This window comes from Aquitalea palustris (assembly GCF_003693445.1).
Lineage (GTDB): Bacteria > Pseudomonadota > Gammaproteobacteria > Burkholderiales > Chromobacteriaceae > Aquitalea > Aquitalea palustris.
In genome coordinates this window covers 1-15907 of record NZ_RFAR01000006.1, presented here as the reverse complement: position 1 = coordinate 15907, position 15907 = coordinate 1, and the positions used below count along the sequence as shown (strand labels likewise).

18 protein-coding genes are annotated in these 15907 nt (G+C 62.9%); 8 read left to right on the top strand and 10 right to left on the bottom strand.

Features of this window, described 5'->3' with window-relative positions; translation table 11 throughout:
- Nucleotides 1-54: 54 nt before the first annotated feature.
- Genes EAY64_RS02110 through EAY64_RS02095 form a run of 4 tightly spaced genes read left to right on the top strand, consistent with a single transcriptional unit; the run spans nucleotide 55 to nucleotide 2585 of the window.
- A complete protein-coding gene (locus EAY64_RS02110) occupies nucleotides 55-723 on the top strand; it encodes an energy-coupling factor ABC transporter permease (protein ID WP_103523135.1) in 669 nt (222 codons plus the stop codon).
- Nucleotides 723-1013 (top strand): energy-coupling factor ABC transporter substrate-binding protein, encoded by a 291-nt coding sequence (locus tag EAY64_RS02105; protein WP_103523134.1) that lies wholly within the window; start codon nucleotides 723-725, stop codon nucleotides 1011-1013. Before EAY64_RS02110 ends, EAY64_RS02105 begins: the two co-directional genes overlap by 1 nt.
- A complete protein-coding gene (gene cbiQ, locus EAY64_RS02100) occupies nucleotides 997-1731 on the top strand; it encodes a cobalt ECF transporter T component CbiQ (RefSeq protein WP_158604595.1) in 735 nt (244 codons plus the stop codon). Before EAY64_RS02105 ends, cbiQ begins: the two co-directional genes overlap by 17 nt.
- Nucleotides 1728-2585 (top strand): energy-coupling factor ABC transporter ATP-binding protein, encoded by an 858-nt coding sequence (locus tag EAY64_RS02095; RefSeq protein ID WP_103523132.1) that lies wholly within the window; start codon nucleotides 1728-1730, stop codon nucleotides 2583-2585. The genes cbiQ and EAY64_RS02095 overlap by 4 nt, the downstream gene beginning before the upstream one ends.
- A gap of 70 nt (nucleotides 2586-2655) precedes the next feature.
- Here EAY64_RS02095 and EAY64_RS02090 read toward each other — a convergent pair whose 3' ends face one another.
- Nucleotides 2656-3345, bottom strand: a complete 690-nt coding sequence (locus EAY64_RS02090) for a B3/B4 domain-containing protein (RefSeq protein ID WP_103523131.1) — start codon at nucleotides 3343-3345, stop codon at nucleotides 2656-2658.
- A 64-nt stretch (nucleotides 3346-3409) separates the two neighbouring features.
- On the opposite strand from EAY64_RS02090, the gene EAY64_RS02085 reads away from it, so the two are divergent.
- The 4 genes from EAY64_RS02085 (at nucleotide 3410) to EAY64_RS02070 (ending at nucleotide 6468) form a co-directional block, all read left to right on the top strand.
- Nucleotides 3410-4006, top strand: coding sequence for a helix-turn-helix domain-containing protein (locus tag EAY64_RS02085; protein WP_226034123.1), 597 nt, complete (start codon nucleotides 3410-3412; stop codon nucleotides 4004-4006).
- A 205-nt stretch (nucleotides 4007-4211) separates the two neighbouring features.
- Nucleotides 4212-4775: a YIP1 family protein gene (locus tag EAY64_RS02080; RefSeq protein WP_103523129.1), complete on the top strand. Its 564-nt coding sequence runs from the start codon at nucleotides 4212-4214 to the stop codon at nucleotides 4773-4775.
- Nucleotides 4776-4845: 70 nt separating this feature from the next.
- Complete coding sequence (locus EAY64_RS02075) at nucleotides 4846-5283, top strand: MarR family transcriptional regulator (protein ID WP_103523128.1); 438 nt, start codon at nucleotides 4846-4848, stop codon at nucleotides 5281-5283.
- 78 nt (nucleotides 5284-5361) lie between these two features.
- Nucleotides 5362-6468, top strand: a complete 1107-nt coding sequence (locus EAY64_RS02070; protein WP_103523182.1) for an HPP family protein — start codon at nucleotides 5362-5364, stop codon at nucleotides 6466-6468.
- 1 nt (nucleotide 6469) lies between these two features.
- Here EAY64_RS02070 and EAY64_RS02065 read toward each other — a convergent pair whose 3' ends face one another.
- The 9 genes from EAY64_RS02065 to EAY64_RS02025 form a co-directional block, all read right to left on the bottom strand.
- On the bottom strand, nucleotides 6470-7150 hold the full coding sequence (locus EAY64_RS02065) for a Crp/Fnr family transcriptional regulator (RefSeq protein ID WP_103523181.1): 681 nt from the start codon (nucleotides 7148-7150) through the stop codon (nucleotides 6470-6472).
- Nucleotides 7151-7344: 194 nt separating this feature from the next.
- Nucleotides 7345-8898 carry a cytochrome D1 domain-containing protein gene (locus EAY64_RS02060; protein WP_103523127.1) on the bottom strand — a complete coding sequence of 518 codons (1554 nt, stop codon included), beginning with the start codon at nucleotides 8896-8898 and terminating at the stop codon, nucleotides 7345-7347.
- Nucleotides 8898-10094 carry a heme d1 biosynthesis radical SAM protein NirJ gene (gene nirJ, locus EAY64_RS02055; protein WP_103523126.1) on the bottom strand — a complete coding sequence of 399 codons (1197 nt, stop codon included), beginning with the start codon at nucleotides 10092-10094 and terminating at the stop codon, nucleotides 8898-8900. The genes EAY64_RS02060 and nirJ overlap by 1 nt, the downstream gene beginning before the upstream one ends.
- Before the next feature lie 88 nt (nucleotides 10095-10182).
- Nucleotides 10183-11187, bottom strand: coding sequence for a siroheme decarboxylase subunit beta (ahbB, locus tag EAY64_RS02050; protein WP_103523125.1), 1005 nt, complete (start codon nucleotides 11185-11187; stop codon nucleotides 10183-10185).
- Nucleotides 11171-12175 (bottom strand): siroheme decarboxylase subunit beta, encoded by a 1005-nt coding sequence (gene ahbB / locus EAY64_RS02045; protein WP_103523124.1) that lies wholly within the window; start codon nucleotides 12173-12175, stop codon nucleotides 11171-11173. The genes ahbB (EAY64_RS02050) and ahbB (EAY64_RS02045) overlap by 17 nt, the downstream gene beginning before the upstream one ends.
- Complete coding sequence (locus EAY64_RS02040; protein WP_103523123.1) at nucleotides 12175-13380, bottom strand: cytochrome D1 domain-containing protein; 1206 nt, start codon at nucleotides 13378-13380, stop codon at nucleotides 12175-12177. Before EAY64_RS02040 ends, ahbB (EAY64_RS02045) begins: the two co-directional genes overlap by 1 nt.
- On the bottom strand, nucleotides 13341-13676 hold the full coding sequence (locus tag EAY64_RS02035; protein ID WP_103523122.1) for a c-type cytochrome: 336 nt from the start codon (nucleotides 13674-13676) through the stop codon (nucleotides 13341-13343). The genes EAY64_RS02040 and EAY64_RS02035 overlap by 40 nt, the downstream gene beginning before the upstream one ends.
- The gene (locus EAY64_RS02030; protein WP_103523121.1) at nucleotides 13658-13966 is read right to left on the bottom strand and encodes a c-type cytochrome; all 309 of its coding nucleotides are present in this window, start codon (nucleotides 13964-13966) and stop codon (nucleotides 13658-13660) included. Before EAY64_RS02030 ends, EAY64_RS02035 begins: the two co-directional genes overlap by 19 nt.
- 79 nt (nucleotides 13967-14045) lie before the next feature.
- On the bottom strand, nucleotides 14046-15773 hold the full coding sequence (locus EAY64_RS02025) for a cytochrome D1 domain-containing protein (protein ID WP_103523120.1): 1728 nt from the start codon (nucleotides 15771-15773) through the stop codon (nucleotides 14046-14048).
- Nucleotides 15774-15907 lie beyond the last annotated feature (134 nt).

Here is a 15907-nt window from a genome sequence, read left to right as displayed (position 1 = left end):
GCTGCCGGGGGGCTGCGTGCAGAGTCCGCGCCATGTTCTCTGTGGATCTTCATCATGCACATCATGGAAGGCTATCTGCCGGCCAAGCACTGTCTTGCCTGGTATTCCGTTTCTGCTCCCTTCTTTGCCGGCGGTGTCTGGCGCATACGCAAAATCCTGGCGGAACGCCCGCAAGCCAGAATGAATCTGGCCGCTGCCGGTGCCTTTGCCTTTGTCTTGTCCGCCCTGAAAATGCCCAGCGTCACCGGGTCTTGCTCCCACCCTACCGGCACCGGCTTTGGCGCGGTGGTATTCGGGCCTGCTGTCATGGCGGTACTGGGGGCGATGGTCTTGCTGTTCCAGGCCTTGCTGCTGGCCCATGGCGGCCTGACCACGCTCGGGGCCAACCTGTTCTCCATGGCCATCGTCGGCCCCTGGGTCAGCTATGGACTATGGAAACTGGGCCAGCGCCTTGGCTGGTCGGTGGCGGTGTCGATGTTTCTTGCCGCGGCGCTGGGCGATCTGGCTACCTACATCACCACCTCCATCCAGCTGGCGCTGGCTTACCCAGACCCGGTGGGTGGCTTCACAACCGCCGCCATCAAGTTCGGTGGCATCTTCGCGCTGACGCAAGTGCCATTGGCCATTGCCGAGGGCATGCTGACGGTGGTGGTGATGGATGCGCTGGCCGGCAAGGTGGCCGATATCAGGAAAGTCAGCATTCTTGCCGGGGAGACACGCTAATGGCCAAGTCATCCCGTAGCAAATGGCTGCTGTTGGGCAGCGTCGCGCTGGTGGTGCTGCCGCTCTTGCTGGTCGAAGGCAAGTTTGCCGGCTCGGACGACCAGGCCACCGCGGCCATTACCCACGCCAAGCCGGGCTACCAGCCCTGGTTCACCCCCATCTGGGAGCCGCCAAGCGGCGAAGTGGAAAGCCTGCTGTTTGCCTTGCAGGCAGCCATTGGAGCCGGCGTCATCGGCTATGTCATCGGCAAACGCCAGGGACTGGCCGCCCGCGATGACGCTGAGCATTGATCAATATGCGCATCTGAGTCGCTGGCGGGAAAGGCCGGTACTGGAAAAAGCCCTGCTGGCCATTGGCATGTTGCTGCTGGCCATCAGCCTGCCACCCTGGCCGACCGCCCCTTGCATCATCGCCAGCGTACTGGGTGTGACGCTGCTGGGCGCCAGGGTGCCGCTGCGACTCTGGCTGCGCTGTGCCCTGATCCCCGCCGGCTTCCTGCTGACTGCCGGGCTGACCATGCTGTTTGATGTCGGGCGTCATGACCTGAGCTTCTCGGCGGCAGGGTTGCCCGTCGTATGCGGTCTGCTGCTCAGATCGTTCGCCGGCATCTGCTGCCTGTTGCTGCTAGCCCTGACCACCCCGGTGACCGACATCCTGGCCAGCCTGCGCAAGATCGGCCTGCCGCGCGAAATCGCCGAAATCAGCCTGATCATGTACCGGCTGGTGTTTCTGCTGCTGGACACCGCCAGCGCCATGCATACGGCCCAGGCCGCGCGACTGGGGCAGCGCAATCGCAAACAACAACTGCGCTCACTCGGCCTGCTGCTGGCCAATCTGTTTCCACGCGCCATGGACCGGGCCGGCAGAATGGAAAACGGCCTGGCCGCCCGCGGCTGGAATGGCGAATTCAAGGTCCTGCGGCGCACCCGGCCACTGTCGCTGGCCCGCCTGACATGGACCAGCCTGTTACTGGGCAGCGTATTGCTGATGGGAAGCCTTTTTTCATGAACACCATTCTCAGTGTCCAGCAGCTGGGCTATACCTTTCCCGGCGATGTCATCGCGCTGTCAGGTATCGATCTGTCCATCCGCCAGGGCCGCTGCCTGGCCTTGCTGGGGCCAAACGGCTCGGGCAAGAGCACTTTCTTGCAGCATCTGAATGGGACCTTGCGGCCACAGCATGGCCGCGTGTTGCTGCAGCAGCAGCCCGTAGCCTACTCGCGCCAGGGGCTTAACCTGCTGCGCAGCAAGGTGGGCCTGGTGCTGCAGGATGCCGATGACCAGCTGTTTGCCGCCTCGGTCTATGAAGACATCTCCTTCGGACCATTGAATCAGGGGCTGACAGCGGCCGAGGCAGGGCAAAGGGTGGAAGCGGCAATACAGGCCATGGGCCTGGGCGGGCTGGAAAATCGCCCACCGCACATGCTGTCCGGCGGCCAAAAGAAACGGGTGGCTATTGCCGGTGCCCTGGCCATGGCGCCGGAGGTGCTGCTACTGGATGAACCCACCGCCGGGCTGGATCACGCAGGCATTGCCCAGCTGATTGAAATCCTGCAAAGCCTGATGCAATGCGGCATCACCATCGTGTTTTCCACCCATGATGTCGATCTGGCCTGCCGCCTGGCAGATGATATCGCCCTGTTTGCCGCGGGACGGCTCATCGGCTTTGGCGAGCGCAGCCAGATCTTGCTGGACCAGGCAATGCTATTGGCCGCCAGACTCAAGCCCTCCTTACTGCTGCAAATGGTGGCCTTTGCTCGGGACAAGGGCCTGCTGGCCACCGATGCTGCCATGCCGCGCACCGACCACGAGATCATGGATCTGATCGGAAAATGGCAGCAGGCCGCGTGTCAGCCAGCATAGGCCGGATGCAGAGACGGTAACTGGCAAAACCTGCCGTCATTGCGTGCCGCAGCCGTTTGGCCACACTGGATCAGGCCAGGGTCAACAGGCTGGACTCGATATGCGAACCGGGCATCATCTGCGCAATGCGCTGCGCCAGCTCGGCTCCAGCCTGCTGCAAGGCCTCCAGCGGCATGGCCGGCAGGCTTTCCAGGATGAACCACATCTGCGGGTCGGCCGCACTCAGCCGGGTTCTCACCCCTTGCCGCCAGTTCCAGCGGCGGCAGGTCACTCCTTGTTCGTCACGCCACACCACTTCGCCACGCTCGGGGGATTCCAGGGCGGCTTGGCCTTCTTTCATGGTGTCGAACGACTCGCTGCCATCGGCGACTACCAGCCTGGGCTGGCCAATATAAGCCGCCAGGTTTTCGCCCCCCACCGGAATGGCATAGCGCAGGCTAATGGCGTTATACAGATCCACCACCGGATCGATGGCCGGCAGGCTGCCATCACGCAACACCCGCTTGCGCAGGGCCTCGGCCGAACATGGCGTCCGCTGCGGCTTGGCACCAAAGGCGCGGAACACCTCGGCCCATGCCTGCAGGTGGGCATCGGCCCATGCTGCCCCGCCGTTCTGGACAAAGCGGCAGGCCTCCTGCAACTGCTGTGCGCCCAGCTCCGGCACGGTCAGCGTGGCGGCTTCCACGCGGAGGCTGATGGCCCGGAAGCCGGGGGCAATCGTGGCGATTTCCGGACTGATTGACGGCAAAAAGGCTGACATTGCGGTATCCTTTACTGACTGATTCATCCCATACTATCGACCAATGTCCAAAACAGTCAACATAATGACCGATCCGGGTGCCGATGCCGAATCCATCAGCGCAGCGCTGGCCAGCAGACTAAAGCAATATCGCAAAGAGCAAAAACTATCGCTGGACGAGCTGTCGCGCCGGGCTGGCATCAGCAAGGGCATGCTGGTGGAAATCGAAAAAGGCAGCGCCAACCCCAGCATTGCCATCTTGTGCAAGCTGGCGGCAGCACTGGGCATTTCCGTAGCGGATATCGTGAATGTGGCGAGCACGCCGGCCATTCACCTTATCGAGCAAGCTGACATTCCCGTGCTGTGGCGCGGGCCAGCTGGCGGCTCCGCCAGCTTGCTGGCCGGCAGCAGCGGCCCGGACATGGTGGAACTGTGGCGCTGGGAAATGCAGCCGGGCGAGGTATTCACTTCGCCAGGGCATCCGCTGGGGACTTTCGAGCTGTTTCATGTCGAACAAGGCGAATTGCAGTTGCGTGTGGGTGATGCGCTCTCCAGCCTGCGGGCAGGCATGGCGGCAGTCGCCCGTACCGATGGGCCGCACCACTACGCCAATCAAAGTGATGAACTGCTGGTATTCACCATGACCGTGGCCGAACTCAGCCCTTTGCGCAGCATGAAATAGCACCCTCCCCCCACTGACTGGCAGACGATTTTTTATCGCACGGTCGGCGCTCCGGCCAGGGCTGATGCCAACCGCCGCGCATGCAGCATGTCTCTTTGCAAACCTGTACATGGTTTTCAGCTGGCTAATCACAAATCGGCATTGTATTTATATCGTACTACGATATATTTAACTGACCACCCTGCTGTTTATCCAGGAGAATGCCATGAGCCCACTTAGCCCCCTGCGCATGCTGTGGTCGTCAGGCCATAGCTGGGACAGCTTGTCCCAATCCCATCCCACGCTCTCTGCCAGTTTCTATCGCCTGGTTCTGCCCGGTTCGCTGCTGGGTACGGCGATGATCCTGTTTGCCGCCAGTTTTCATGGCGATGTCTATGGAGCAGAGGTTTCCTTTGCCCACTGGGTGCTGATCAGCCTGTTATTCCTGGCGACCAATTGGCTGGCGGTGCCGCTGATGGCCTGGGTCATCCGCCAGTCGGTACATGCCCCTGCCCGCCCGGCCTTTGCCGACTGCTATCGCCTGGCGGCCATTGCACCGCTGCCCATCTGGCTATCCACACTGACCTTGCTGCTGCCTTACCCGCTGTTCAACATGGCCTGCGGCCTGCTCGGCCTGCTGGCATCCGGTGCCCTTACCTATCACGGGCTGGATGCCCTGTTTGAGCATGATGATTCGGTCAGCACCCAGTCCATGGCCTACACGGTGTTTTCAGTGGGTGCACTGGTATGGCTGTTCGTGGTGGCCTTGCTGATGCTGCCGCTGCTCTAGGCCAGCGGTCGGCAGCTTGGCTGCGGCTTGGATATGTTAAGGTAGCGCATCATCTTTGCCCTGCCCGCCCATGTCCAGCCCGCTTTGCAAACAGGATTTCGAATACCTGGCCGATTTCCGTTACCGCTTGCGCCAGTTCTTGCGTTTCAGCGAGGAGCTGGCGCAAAGCCATGGCATCACGCCCTTGCAATACCAGTTGCTGTTGCAGGTACAAGGCTATCCAGACCGGGACTGGGCCACGGTGGCCGAGTTGGCCGAAAGGCTGCAATCCCACCATCACAGCGTGGTGGGATTGATCAATCGCTGTGAGTCTCAGCAACTGGTGCGTAAATCCCCCGGCAGAAACGATGGCCGGCAGGTGGAAATCAGCCTGCTGCCCAAGGGGCTGGAGCTGGTGGAAAAACTGGCCCAGGCCCATCGTGATGAATTGTTGCTGCTCAAGGATCTGGCAGACAGCCCATCGGCCGATTTGCTGCTGAATATCCAGCAAGCACTCAAGACCGGGTAATAATCAGGCAAGTCATTTGTATCGTAATGCGATATGATAATCACCCCATCCATCCCGGCGGTGAACCTGCCTGACTTCATGAACCCAATCCTTAACTTCTTGCAGGGTTTTATCCCGCCCACCCTGGGCGCGGGTCGTCGCGAACGTCTTTATGGCTGCATTGGGGCCGGCCTGGGGCTGCAGGTGACCGCCCTGCTGAGCCATCTGTTCCTGGGTCAGGTCAATCCGTGGTTCATCGCACCGATGGGGGCGTCTGCCGTCTTGTTGTTTGCCGTGCCTTCCAGCCCGCTGGCCCAGCCTTGGTCCATCATCGGCGGCAATATGCTGTCGGCGGCCATTGGCGTGAGCTGTGCCCGGTATATTGGCGACCCGGCACTGGCCGCCAGCCTGGCTGGTGCGCTGGCCATTGCCGCCATGTTCCAGCTGCGCTGCCTGCACCCGCCTGGCGGGGCAGTCGCCATTACCGCGGTGCTGGGTGGGCCGGCCATCCACGCGCTGGGTTACCAGTTCGTGTTGTGGCCGGTGGCGGTCAACTCCGCCCTCATGCTGGGCATGGCCCTGCTGTTCAACAATGCCTTGCGCCGGGGCTATCCGCACCGGCCTCAGCCCGCCCCCAACGCGCACCACACGGCCGACCCGCTGCCCAGCCAGCGCCGCGCCATCAGCCAGCAGGATCTGCACCAGGCCCTGGCCGCGCATGGCGAGGTACTGGATATCAGCGAAGAGGATTTGCTCGCCATTCTGACGGCGGCAGAGGAGCAGGCACAGCAGCGCCGGCTGGGGGGTATTCACTGCGCGGACATCATGTCGCGCGATGTGGTGAGCATTGCGCCGGATGCCAGCTTGCAGGAGGCCTGGGACAAGCTGGCCCATCACAAGATCAAGGCGTTGCCGGTGGTCAGCCCTGCGCAAATGCTGACCGGCATTGTGTCACTGCATGATTTTTTCCTGCCGCGCGATGGGCAAGCAGCCCACCTGCCCGGCAGCCCCGGCTGGGACCGCGGCACGGTGGCCGACATCATGACCAGCCCGGTACGCCATGTTGCCGCCCTGCAGCCCATTACCGCCCTGAGCCGGGCTTTTTCCGATGGCGGCCTGCATCACATGCCGGTGGTGGATGCCGATGGCAAGCTGTGCGGCATCATTACCCAGTCCGACCTGATCGCCATCCTGCTGAAAAACTGATTCAGTCGGCCGCGCCCTGCAGGCGGTCGGCGTCCAGCAGCACGATTTCCCGGCCATTGACTTCAATCAGCCCGGCCTCGCTCAGCTGATGCAGCATGCGCGAGAAGGTTTCCGGCGTCAGGTTGAGCCGGGAGGCAATCAGGTTCTTGTTGACCGGCAGCGTCACCACCGGCATGGGCCCGCGCTGCGGGTCGACATTCTGCAGCAGATAGCCGGTTACCCGTTGCAGGGAATTTTCAATGGAGTAGCGCTCCACATCGCGCACCAGGCCATGCAGGCGCATGGCCAGGCCGGCCAGCAAGCGGCGGGCAAATGCGGCATCGCGCTCTATAGCCTGGTAAATGGCCTGCGCTTCCACTTTCAGCAAAAAACCGTCTTCCAGAAACTGCGCCATCACCGGGCAGGGCCGCCCCAGAAACATCACCGCCTCGGCAAAGCTCTGCCCCGGATGAATGATCTCCATCACCTTTTCACTGCCCTGGGCGGAGGAAATAGCCAGTTTCACCCGGCCATACACCACCAGAAACATGCCATCGCACGGGTCGCCCTTCTGGAACACGACCTGCCCCTTACCCCCTCGCACTTCATGGGTGAACGGCACCAATGCCTGGATCTGCGCTTCAGACAATTCCTGAAACAGCGGCTGGTGCCGCAAGAAAGAAGGGATATCAACAGTAGCCATGGTCATTTCCGTATGCCAAACCGGGTGGATAACAAGCGGCGCCACATCCAGCCGGCCGATACCGCCCACGCTGGCGACTATAGGCCACTGGCCTTAAAGCCACCATGCGCTGTAAGCAGGAAGGAAACTAGTTCGACCGGCCTAGTTCGCCAACACGCACCGGGCCGCCACGCTGTCGCAGTGCGCCCTGCGCGCTAGTGGCTGGTACCCTCCGAACGGTTTACCTTGTTGAACACATTGTATTTGCCGATGGGCTTGCTCATGGGCAGCGCGGCCACTTCACGCAGGGTCTGCGCATCCACCACGATCAGCTCGCCCGGATTCTCCATCACCGATACCAGCGCATAACGGCCATCGCGGGTGAACTCGACATGGGCGGTAGTCTTGCCCGGCCGCAACACCAGCTGGCGCACCACGCTGAGACTGCGCTTGTCGATGATGGACAGCGTGTCCTTGTGCGCACTCATCATGGAATCGGCCCAGGCATAGGGGGTGTTTTCATGGCTGCGCAGGAAGAAGCCCGGCCCCGGCAGCTGCACTTGCTTGATCAACTGCCAGCTATCCATGTCGACGAAACTGAGCTGACCACCCTTGAGATTGGGCGTGGCCATGATGCGGTGGCCATCGCGCTCGAAACTGATGCCCGACCCCAGATGCGGCATGCCATCCAGCGGCAGGTCGGCCACCTTGCTACGCGCATCCAGGCTGATCACCTGTGCCTGACCGCTGCGCGAGGCACCCAGCACATGCTGATAAGACGGGTCGAAGTAGAAGTCGTCCAGCACCATGGACAGCGGCGTCACGCGCGGGGTGAGGAAACCCGGCTGACCCAGCGCCTCGCCCATCTGGTAGTCATGCACCAGTCCGGGGTAAACCGGCGCGGCGTGGCGGTCGTAGCTGATTTCCCACAGTTCCGGCACATCTTTCAAGGCCACCACAAAGCTGTGGCGCGGTGCGGCTTCGTACACGGCCGACACCCGCGACGGATGACCAGCCCCATCCTGCACCGCAATGGTTTTCACCGGGGTCAGGCCATGCGCGTCCAGCAGCACCAGCGTTTGCGGCAGGGTGTTGCCGGCCAGAATCCAGTTGCCGTCATCCGATACCGCGATATTGCGCGTGTTCAAACCCACGCGGATGTCCGCCACCACTTGCAGGCTGTACAGGTCGTACTGGGTCACCCAGCCATCGCGGCTGGAAAAATAGACAAAGCGACCATCGGGGGAAAACTTGGGCCCGCCATGCACCGCATAGTGGCTGGCAAAGCGGGCAATGGGCTGAAAGCGGTCGCCATCCAGCACCGTGACATGGTGATCGCCCGCCTCCACCACCACAAACAGGTTGAGCGGATTGGCGCTGTATTGCGGCTTGGCCGGCAGGCTGGCCAGCGCCACCGGCTGGCGGTGCGAGGCACGCATGTCGGCATCGCTCCAGCGCGGCGGCATGGCCGGAGCGCTTTGTACATAGGCGGTGAGCTGGCTGATCTGCTCATCGCTAAGCCGGTCGGCAAAACCGGCCATCTGGGTGGCGCTGCGGCCCTGGCGGATGGTGTTGCTGATTTCGGCGCTTTTCAGCCGCTCCAGGCTTTCCGGCAGCAAGGCCGGGCCCATGCCGCCCAAGCGGTCCGCGCCGTGACAGCTTTGGCAATGCTGGCCGTATAACTGCGCGGCGGCGGAGGGTTCTGCGGTGGGAGCAGCCTGCAGCGGCAGGCTAAGAGCTATGCCGAATAAAACAAGCCAGTATTTCATCAGGCAGTCTCCCTGTGCCATGGCGTCAGCGGTGCCAGCGCATGCACGCCGCTGGTCACCCCTACTTCCTCGTCACTCAGATAACAGGCCGGGTCCGCCGCCCAGAAATTGCCGGTCAGCTCCCAGGCGCGCACCCGGGTATTGCCATTGCAGATGGCCAGATGCTGACAGGCGGCGCAGCGCCCTTCCACCGGCCGTGGCGACTGGCGCAGGCCAGCCAGCAGCGGGTGGGATTCATCCTGCCAGATGGCAGAAAACGGCCGCTGGCGCACATTGCCCAGCGTCACCTTCCACCACATGGTGTCCGGGTGCACATTGCCCAGATTGTCGATATTGGCCACGTTCACCCCGCTGGCGTTGCCCCCCCAGGCCAGCAGGCGCTGGCGCAGCTGCGCCGCCTGAGCCGGGTAATGACGGGCAGCCCAGTGCAGCAGGTAGACCGCATCGGCATCGTTATTGCCGGTAACGAAATCACGCGGCTGGCCAGCGCGGATATGCTGCAGGCAGGCGTCGATCAGCAAGTCCATCGCCCAGCGGGTGCGCGGCTGGCGGGCATCGTCGGCCCGGTGCTTGTTGCCGCGTCCGGCGTAATTGAGATGGGAGAAGTAAAACTTGTCGATATTCTCCACCGCCAGCAGCTGCAATAGCGCAGGCAAGTCATCGGCATTGTCTTCGGTCATGGTGTAGCGCAGGCCCACTTTCAGCCCGGCATCGCGTGCCAGCCGCATGCCGCGCAAGGCCAGCTCGTAGCCACCGGCCAGGCGGCGGAAGCGGTCGTGGGTGGCACCGATGCCATCCAGACTGACACCGACATAGTCAAAGCCCACCGCGGCCAGCGCGGCAATATTGCGCTCATCAATCAGCGTGCCATTGCTGGACAGGCCAACATAAAAACCCATGGCCTTGGCACGGGCGGCCAGTTCGAAAATATCCGGCCGCAGCAGCGGCTCGCCACCGGACAGGATCAGCACCCGCACGCCAAAGGCGTACAGATCGTCCATCACCGCGCAGGCTTCTGCCGTACTCAGTTCGCCCAGGAAGTCTTTATTGGCCGAGGTGGAATAACAGTGCTGACAGGTAAGGTTACAGCGGCGGATCAGGTTCCAGATCACCACCGGGCCGCCGGGTTTGCCGCTACGGGCGGGCGCGGCTGCCGGGTCGAGCAGGCTTTGCAGATAGGGTGTCAGGCGCAGCATGGCTGGCTCCGGCAATGGTGACGGCCATCAGTGTGCAGGCCGCCTGCCGTCCAGCTCCTTGACCCGTATCAACGGGATCAATCCCGGCTTACACCCGCAGACCGGATTTTTTCAGGATGCGGGTGGAAAACAGCAGCGCATGGCGGCGGCAGGCCGGGCCCAGCAACTGCAATAGCTGGCCCTGCTGCTCGCGTACCGCGCGGCGACTGCCACCATGCACCATGGCAAACAGGTTGTACGGCCAGTGCGGCAGATGACGCGGACGGCGATAGCAATGGCTGACGCAATCCAGCTGGCCCAGTTGCTGGCCCAGCTCGTCCACCAGCTCGTCCGCCACATCAAACACCGCCATGCCGTTGGCGCGGTAGCCGATAGCGTAATGATTGGGCACTGCGCCGATGCGGCGGATCACCCCCTGCTCCAGCATGCTCCCCAGCCGCGCCAGCACCATGTCTTCCGGCAATTGCAGGCTGTCGGCCAGCTGGCGGTAAGGCTGTGCCACCAGCGGCAGCCCGGCCTGGGTGGCGCGGATCAGCCGCCAGTCGTCTTCGTCCAGTGGTGGCGTGTGGCTGTCGCCTTTTTTGGCGCAGCCGGCACTGAGCTGCCCCACTGCCCCCTGCCCGCCCACGGTAAAGCGCATGCCGACAAAGTATTCGCGCTGTTTGGGGAAGACATGCACGGTAAGGTCGGTGAGCAGTTCGATGGCGCTGCAGGCGGCGGAAATCCCGGCCTGGCTGGCGGCGGCCAGCACAAACCACATATTGAGTTTGTGGCTGCGCTGGTAATTGTGCGCCACCGCAGGCAGGCTGTTGACCGCCGCCGCTACCTCGTCGAAACGGGCCGGCGGTACTGCGAGTGCGGCCAGCACAAAGCAGCCGCCCATGCGTTCTATCTGGTAGAGCGGGCCAAAACGGGTGAGCACCTGACGCTGCAGCAGGCCATCCAGCCCCTGCAGCAAGGCCCGCTCGCTGCAGCCCAGTGCGGCAGCGGCACGGGCAAAGGGATTGCTATCCAGCGGAAAGCCGCCTTGCAACTGGTTGACGATGCTGGTTTCCAGCGGGTTGAGCCGTGCCTGGCTATGCGTGATGGCCATAACAGGCTCCGCGTTGGGTGTAGCGTTTGAGAGAGGGCAATACCGCATGCGGATAGCGCTGCAGACCATGGCGCTGGATCAGATCGTCCAGCGCGGCCTGCAGGCTGGCGGCGTCCAGCGCGTGAATCATGCAGAACAGCTGGTAAGGCCAGTGCGGCGGCCGCGCCGGGCGCTCGTAACACAGTGTCACTGCCGGCTCCGTCGCCAGTCGCCTGGCGATGGCTTCACGGCTGGCGGCATCGTCGATCTGCCACACGCACATGGCATTGTGGCGATAGCCCAGCTCGGCATGGCGCAGTACCGCGCCAAAGCGCCGCAACACGCCTTGCACCTGCCAGTCCTGCAATTGCCGCAGCACTTCCTGCTCGGTCAGGCCGCAGCCAGTGGCCAGTAGCTGGAAAGGACGCAATTGCAGCGGCAGCCCGCCGCGCAGCGCGGCCAGCAGACGTTGCTGGCGCCAGTCCGGGCGGATAGGGTCCGGCTGGCGCTGCGGCTGGCGCTCGGCAGTGCTGCCATCCAGCGCAAAGCCCAGGTCGATATGGTATTCGCGCAGCAAGGGCAGGTTCAGCGGTTCCAGGCCAGTGGCCAGATGGATGCGCGACAGCACCTCGGCCACGTTGGCGGCATCGCTGGCCGTCACCACGAACCACAGGTTGAAGTGGTGGTCGCGCTGGTAGTTGTGGTTGACCTCAGCATGGCTGCTGACAAAGGCAGCTACCGCATCCAGCCGTTCCGGCGGCACGGCCAGCGCGGCCAGCGTGCTGCTGCCCACGGTATTGGGGGCAAACACCGCACCCAGCCGTGACAGCAAACCGGCCTGCCGGGCTGACTGCAGCAGTTGCAGCAGCTCGCTGGCTGTCCAGCCATCACCCAGCAGGGCGGCCATGTCAGCAAAGGGCGTGGCGCTGAGCGGAAACTGCTTCTGGCAACGGTCCAGCGCATGCAGGCTGCGCGGCGGCAGCGCGGACGGGGTTGGCGGGTTTGGCATCACATCCCCATGCGGCTGGCGCGGCTGCTGAAGAAAATGCCGGACGGCTCCAGCGCCGGCAAGGTGCGGCGTACTTCGAAGCTGGCGGTGTCGATCACCAGCAGCTTGTTGTCGTCGCGGCTGGACAGCCACACCGCATCGCCACGGGCGGTGAATTCCATGTGCAGGATGGCGCGGCCCGGTTGCAGGGTCTTGATCACCTGCCGGGTCGGCACATCAATCACCTGCACCTTGTCATTGTCGGGGAAGGCAAAGTTGACCCACACCCGCCGCCCGCCCGGTTCGGCCATCACGAATACCGGTTGGCCCAGCACCTGCACTGTCGCCACCTGCGCCCAGCTGCGGTTGTCGGCCACCAATACCTCGTGCTGGCCGATGGCGGGCAGGAAGGCGTAGTCGCCGGCAATCGACCAGCCACGCAAATGCGGCATCTTGTACACCGGCAAGGCCTGCCGGCCACGGCCATAACCGGCCAGAATGCGCCGCACGCCGGCATCGGCATGCCAGCTGTCGAGCAAGGCCAGCCCGTCTTCGCCATACAGCCCGGCAATGAAATAGCGGCCATCGCCACTGGCCAGCCCGTCGTAAGGCTGCTTGCCGATATGCGCAAAGCGCTGGATTTTTGGTGCCGTGGGCGTGCTGGCATCCAGCACGTCGATTTCATCGGCATCGAACAAGGCATAGGCAAAACGCTTGCCCGGCAGGTCTGCCAGGCCCACCACGCGCGATGGCTGGCCATTGGCCCCGGTAGTGGCCGGAACACTGGCCAGCAAGGCCAGGCTGTCCGCATCAAACAGCTTCACCCCGCCGGGGCTGTAGTTTTGCGCGGCAATCACCCGGCCATCGCTGGAAATGGCACCGCCTATGCTGTTGCTGGCCTGCTCCACCCGCTGCACCAGCCGGGCGGTGAGCAAATCCACCTTGCTGATGGCACCATCACGGCCAAACACATAGGCATAGCGGGCATCCGGGGAAAACACCACCGAGGCATGGGACAGATCACCCAGGCCCTGTACCCGTGCCAGCGATTGTGCATGACTGTTATCGACAATCTGCACGCTGCCGCTGGCACGTTCGATCACCACGCCCAGGTCGCCAGTGCCGCGCAGCGGCGTGCTGGCACAGCCCGCCAGGGCCAGACACAGCAGCGGTGCCAGCAGGCGGGCTAACGTGCGCTGCCCTGTTGCAAGAGTTGAACCAGCCATTGTGCTTCTTCTTCGGAAAGGAAAGGCCGCCATGGCGGCATCGGAGTGCCGGGGCGGCCATTCAGAATGGTGGCCACCAGGCTGTCGGCCGGTTTGCCGGCCAGCGCCTGGGGGGTGAGCGGGCTGCCCAGCCCGCCCTTGAGGCTGAGGCCGTGGCAGGCACCGCAATCCTTATGCAGCAGTTGCAACAGCGCAGCGGCGCGCGCTTCGGCCGGTGCTGCTGCGGCCTGCTGGCACAGGCTGGCGGCCAGCCAGGCCAGCAGCCACAGCCTGCGCCTTACTGGGCCAGAATCCATGTCACCAGTTGCTTGAGGTCGGCATCCGGCACTTGCGGATTAGGCGACATCGGAATGGCACCAAAGCTGCCGGAACCACCCGCCTTTACCTTCTGCATCAATTTGGCGGTGACATTCTGCCCCTTGTATTTGGCCGCCACCTGCTTGTAGGACGGGCCAACCAGCTTGGCATCCACGCTGTGGCAGGCCAGGCAGTTGTATTGCTTGGCCAGTTCCGGCCCGCTGGCCGCCTCTGCCAGCCCGGCCGATATCAGCCCCCCCAGGGCCAGTGCAATCAGTAGCTGTTTCATCGTCTTCTCCTCGGTCCGACAGACCATGCGCTGTCTGCCGGATTTCAACAGTGGAATGCCTGCAAGGACTTATCCCAGATCAATAAATGTCATGCTGGGTGTTGAATACATTGAACTTGCCGGTCGGGGTGATCAGGCGCGGGTCCTTGATCACGGCTTTCAGCTTGTGGGTCTTGTCGTCCACCACCACGATGGCCGATTGCTTGTCCTTGGCACTCCATACCGAGAACCACACCTCGCTGCCGTCCTTGTTGTACTCCGGCTGCAGCACACGCTTGGCACCATCGCCCAGGCCGGCCCACTCGCCAATCGGCAGGGTGGTAAAGCCCTTGTCCAGGTGATTGATGTCAAACACGGCGGCACTCTGGCTGACGGCGGCATCCGGGTTCAGTGCGGTATCCACCCACAGATTGTGCGATTTGGGATGAGTCTTGATGAACAGCGAACCACCGCCCTGCCCCTTCAGCACCCGCACTACCTTCCAGGCCTGGGCCTTGTGTTTGTCCGGGTCGGTACCGATCAGGCTGATGCTGTCGTCGCCCAGATGGCCGGTGGCCCATACCGGGCCGTATTGCGGGTCGACAAAATTGGCACCACGGCCCGGATGCGGGGTCTTGCCCACATCCACCAGCGCGGCCAGCTTGTCCAGCTTGGTATCCACCACGGCTACCTTGTTGGAGGCATTGGCCGCCACCATGAAGTAGCGGCCGGTGGTATCAAAGCCGCCGTCGTGCAGGAACTTGGCGGCATCGATGGTGGTGGTTTTCAGATTGGCCAGGTCGGAGTAATCCACCATCATGATCTTGCCGGTTTCCTTGGCATTGATGACGAATTCCGGCTTGAAGTGGCTGGCCACAATCGAAGCCACACGCGGCTCGGGGTGGTATTCGTTATCCACCGTCATGCCACGGGTGCCGACAATCTTCAGCGGCTTGAGGCTGTTGCCATCCATGATCACGTACTGTGGCGGCCAGTAAGCCCCGGCCACCGCCAGCTTGTCTTCAAAGCCCTTGAACTTGGAGGTTTCCACCGAGCGGGCTTCCAGGCCGATGCGGATTTCCGCCACCGTGTCCGGCTTGGCCATCCACAGGTCGATCAGGTTGATCTTGCCGTCGCGGCCAATCACGTACAGGTAGCGGCCGGACTGCGACAGGCGGGAAATATGCACGGCATAACCGGTTTTCAGCACGCTGACGATCTGCTTGCTATTGCCGTCGATCAGCGCGATCTGGCCAGCATCGCGCAGGGTGACCGAGAACAGGTTGGCCACATCCAGATTGTTCTCTTTATGCGTTGGCCGCTTTTCCGGCGGAATCAGCACCTTCCAGGTACCCAGCATGTCCTTCATGCCGAATTCCGGCGGTGTCGGCGGTTCCTGCTGCACATAGCGCGCCATCAGGTCCACCTGGGCATCGGACAGCTCGCCGGAAGTCCCCCAGTTGGGCATGCCGGCTGGCGAGCCGTACTTGATGAAGGTTTTCAGGTATTCGGTGCCCCGCGTCAGGGTGATGTCCGGTGTCAGCGGCTTGCCGGTGGCCCCCTTGCGCAATACCCCGTGACAGCCGGCACAGCGTTCGAAGTAAATCTGCTTGGCGTGGCCGAACTCCGCCTCGGTCATCGGCGGCGCCTTGGGGTTGATGTTCTGGTGCATGGGTTCGGAAGCCAACGGCGAGGCCGCTCCCTGGTATTTCGCTTCCGGGGCGGAAGGCGAGGTGGCGGCAGTATCCGCCCAGGCCTGCATCACGGAAAAAGGCAGGGCCGCCAGTAACACACTTCTTGGCAGCCAGGACAAGCGCGGGGTCTTCATGGTTAGGGCTCCAGCGTGACAGTAATGCTTGGTTGCCGGCATCTTCATCCCGCGGGCATATCCCCCTCCTTGATTCGAATCAACGCTTTCAGACCCGCTGACAAAACCCCCGCTCCTGCGTTGCGCCTCCTTGC

Bases quoted from the DNA above. Each gene is read 5' to 3' on its own strand.
- EAY64_RS02035 (WP_103523122.1), bottom strand. From the start codon at position 13,676: ATGGATTCTGGCCCAGTAAGGCGCAGGCTGTGGCTGCTGGCCTGGCTG.
- cbiQ (WP_158604595.1), top strand. From the start codon at position 997: ATGACGCTGAGCATTGATCAATATGCGCATCTGAGTCGCTGGCGGGAA.
- EAY64_RS02040 (WP_103523123.1), bottom strand. From the start codon at position 13,380: ATGGCTGGTTCAACTCTTGCAACAGGGCAGCGCACGTTAGCCCGCCTG.
- EAY64_RS02075 (WP_103523128.1), top strand. From the start codon at position 4,846: ATGTCCAGCCCGCTTTGCAAACAGGATTTCGAATACCTGGCCGATTTC.
- EAY64_RS02080 (WP_103523129.1), top strand. From the start codon at position 4,212: ATGAGCCCACTTAGCCCCCTGCGCATGCTGTGGTCGTCAGGCCATAGC.
- EAY64_RS02030 (WP_103523121.1), bottom strand. From the start codon at position 13,966: ATGAAACAGCTACTGATTGCACTGGCCCTGGGGGGGCTGATATCGGCC.
- EAY64_RS02065 (WP_103523181.1), bottom strand. From the start codon at position 7,150: ATGGCTACTGTTGATATCCCTTCTTTCTTGCGGCACCAGCCGCTGTTT.
- EAY64_RS02085 (WP_226034123.1), top strand. From the start codon at position 3,410: ATGACCGATCCGGGTGCCGATGCCGAATCCATCAGCGCAGCGCTGGCC.
- EAY64_RS02110 (WP_103523135.1), top strand. From the start codon at position 55: ATGCACATCATGGAAGGCTATCTGCCGGCCAAGCACTGTCTTGCCTGG.
- EAY64_RS02105 (WP_103523134.1), top strand. From the start codon at position 723: ATGGCCAAGTCATCCCGTAGCAAATGGCTGCTGTTGGGCAGCGTCGCG.
- ahbB (WP_103523125.1), bottom strand. From the start codon at position 11,187: ATGGCCATCACGCATAGCCAGGCACGGCTCAACCCGCTGGAAACCAGC.
- EAY64_RS02090 (WP_103523131.1), bottom strand. From the start codon at position 3,345: ATGTCAGCCTTTTTGCCGTCAATCAGTCCGGAAATCGCCACGATTGCC.
- EAY64_RS02095 (WP_103523132.1), top strand. From the start codon at position 1,728: ATGAACACCATTCTCAGTGTCCAGCAGCTGGGCTATACCTTTCCCGGC.
- nirJ (WP_103523126.1), bottom strand. From the start codon at position 10,094: ATGCTGCGCCTGACACCCTATCTGCAAAGCCTGCTCGACCCGGCAGCC.
- EAY64_RS02025 (WP_103523120.1), bottom strand. From the start codon at position 15,773: ATGAAGACCCCGCGCTTGTCCTGGCTGCCAAGAAGTGTGTTACTGGCG.
- EAY64_RS02060 (WP_103523127.1), bottom strand. From the start codon at position 8,898: ATGAAATACTGGCTTGTTTTATTCGGCATAGCTCTTAGCCTGCCGCTG.
- EAY64_RS02070 (WP_103523182.1), top strand. From the start codon at position 5,362: ATGAACCCAATCCTTAACTTCTTGCAGGGTTTTATCCCGCCCACCCTG.
- ahbB (WP_103523124.1), bottom strand. From the start codon at position 12,175: ATGCCAAACCCGCCAACCCCGTCCGCGCTGCCGCCGCGCAGCCTGCAT.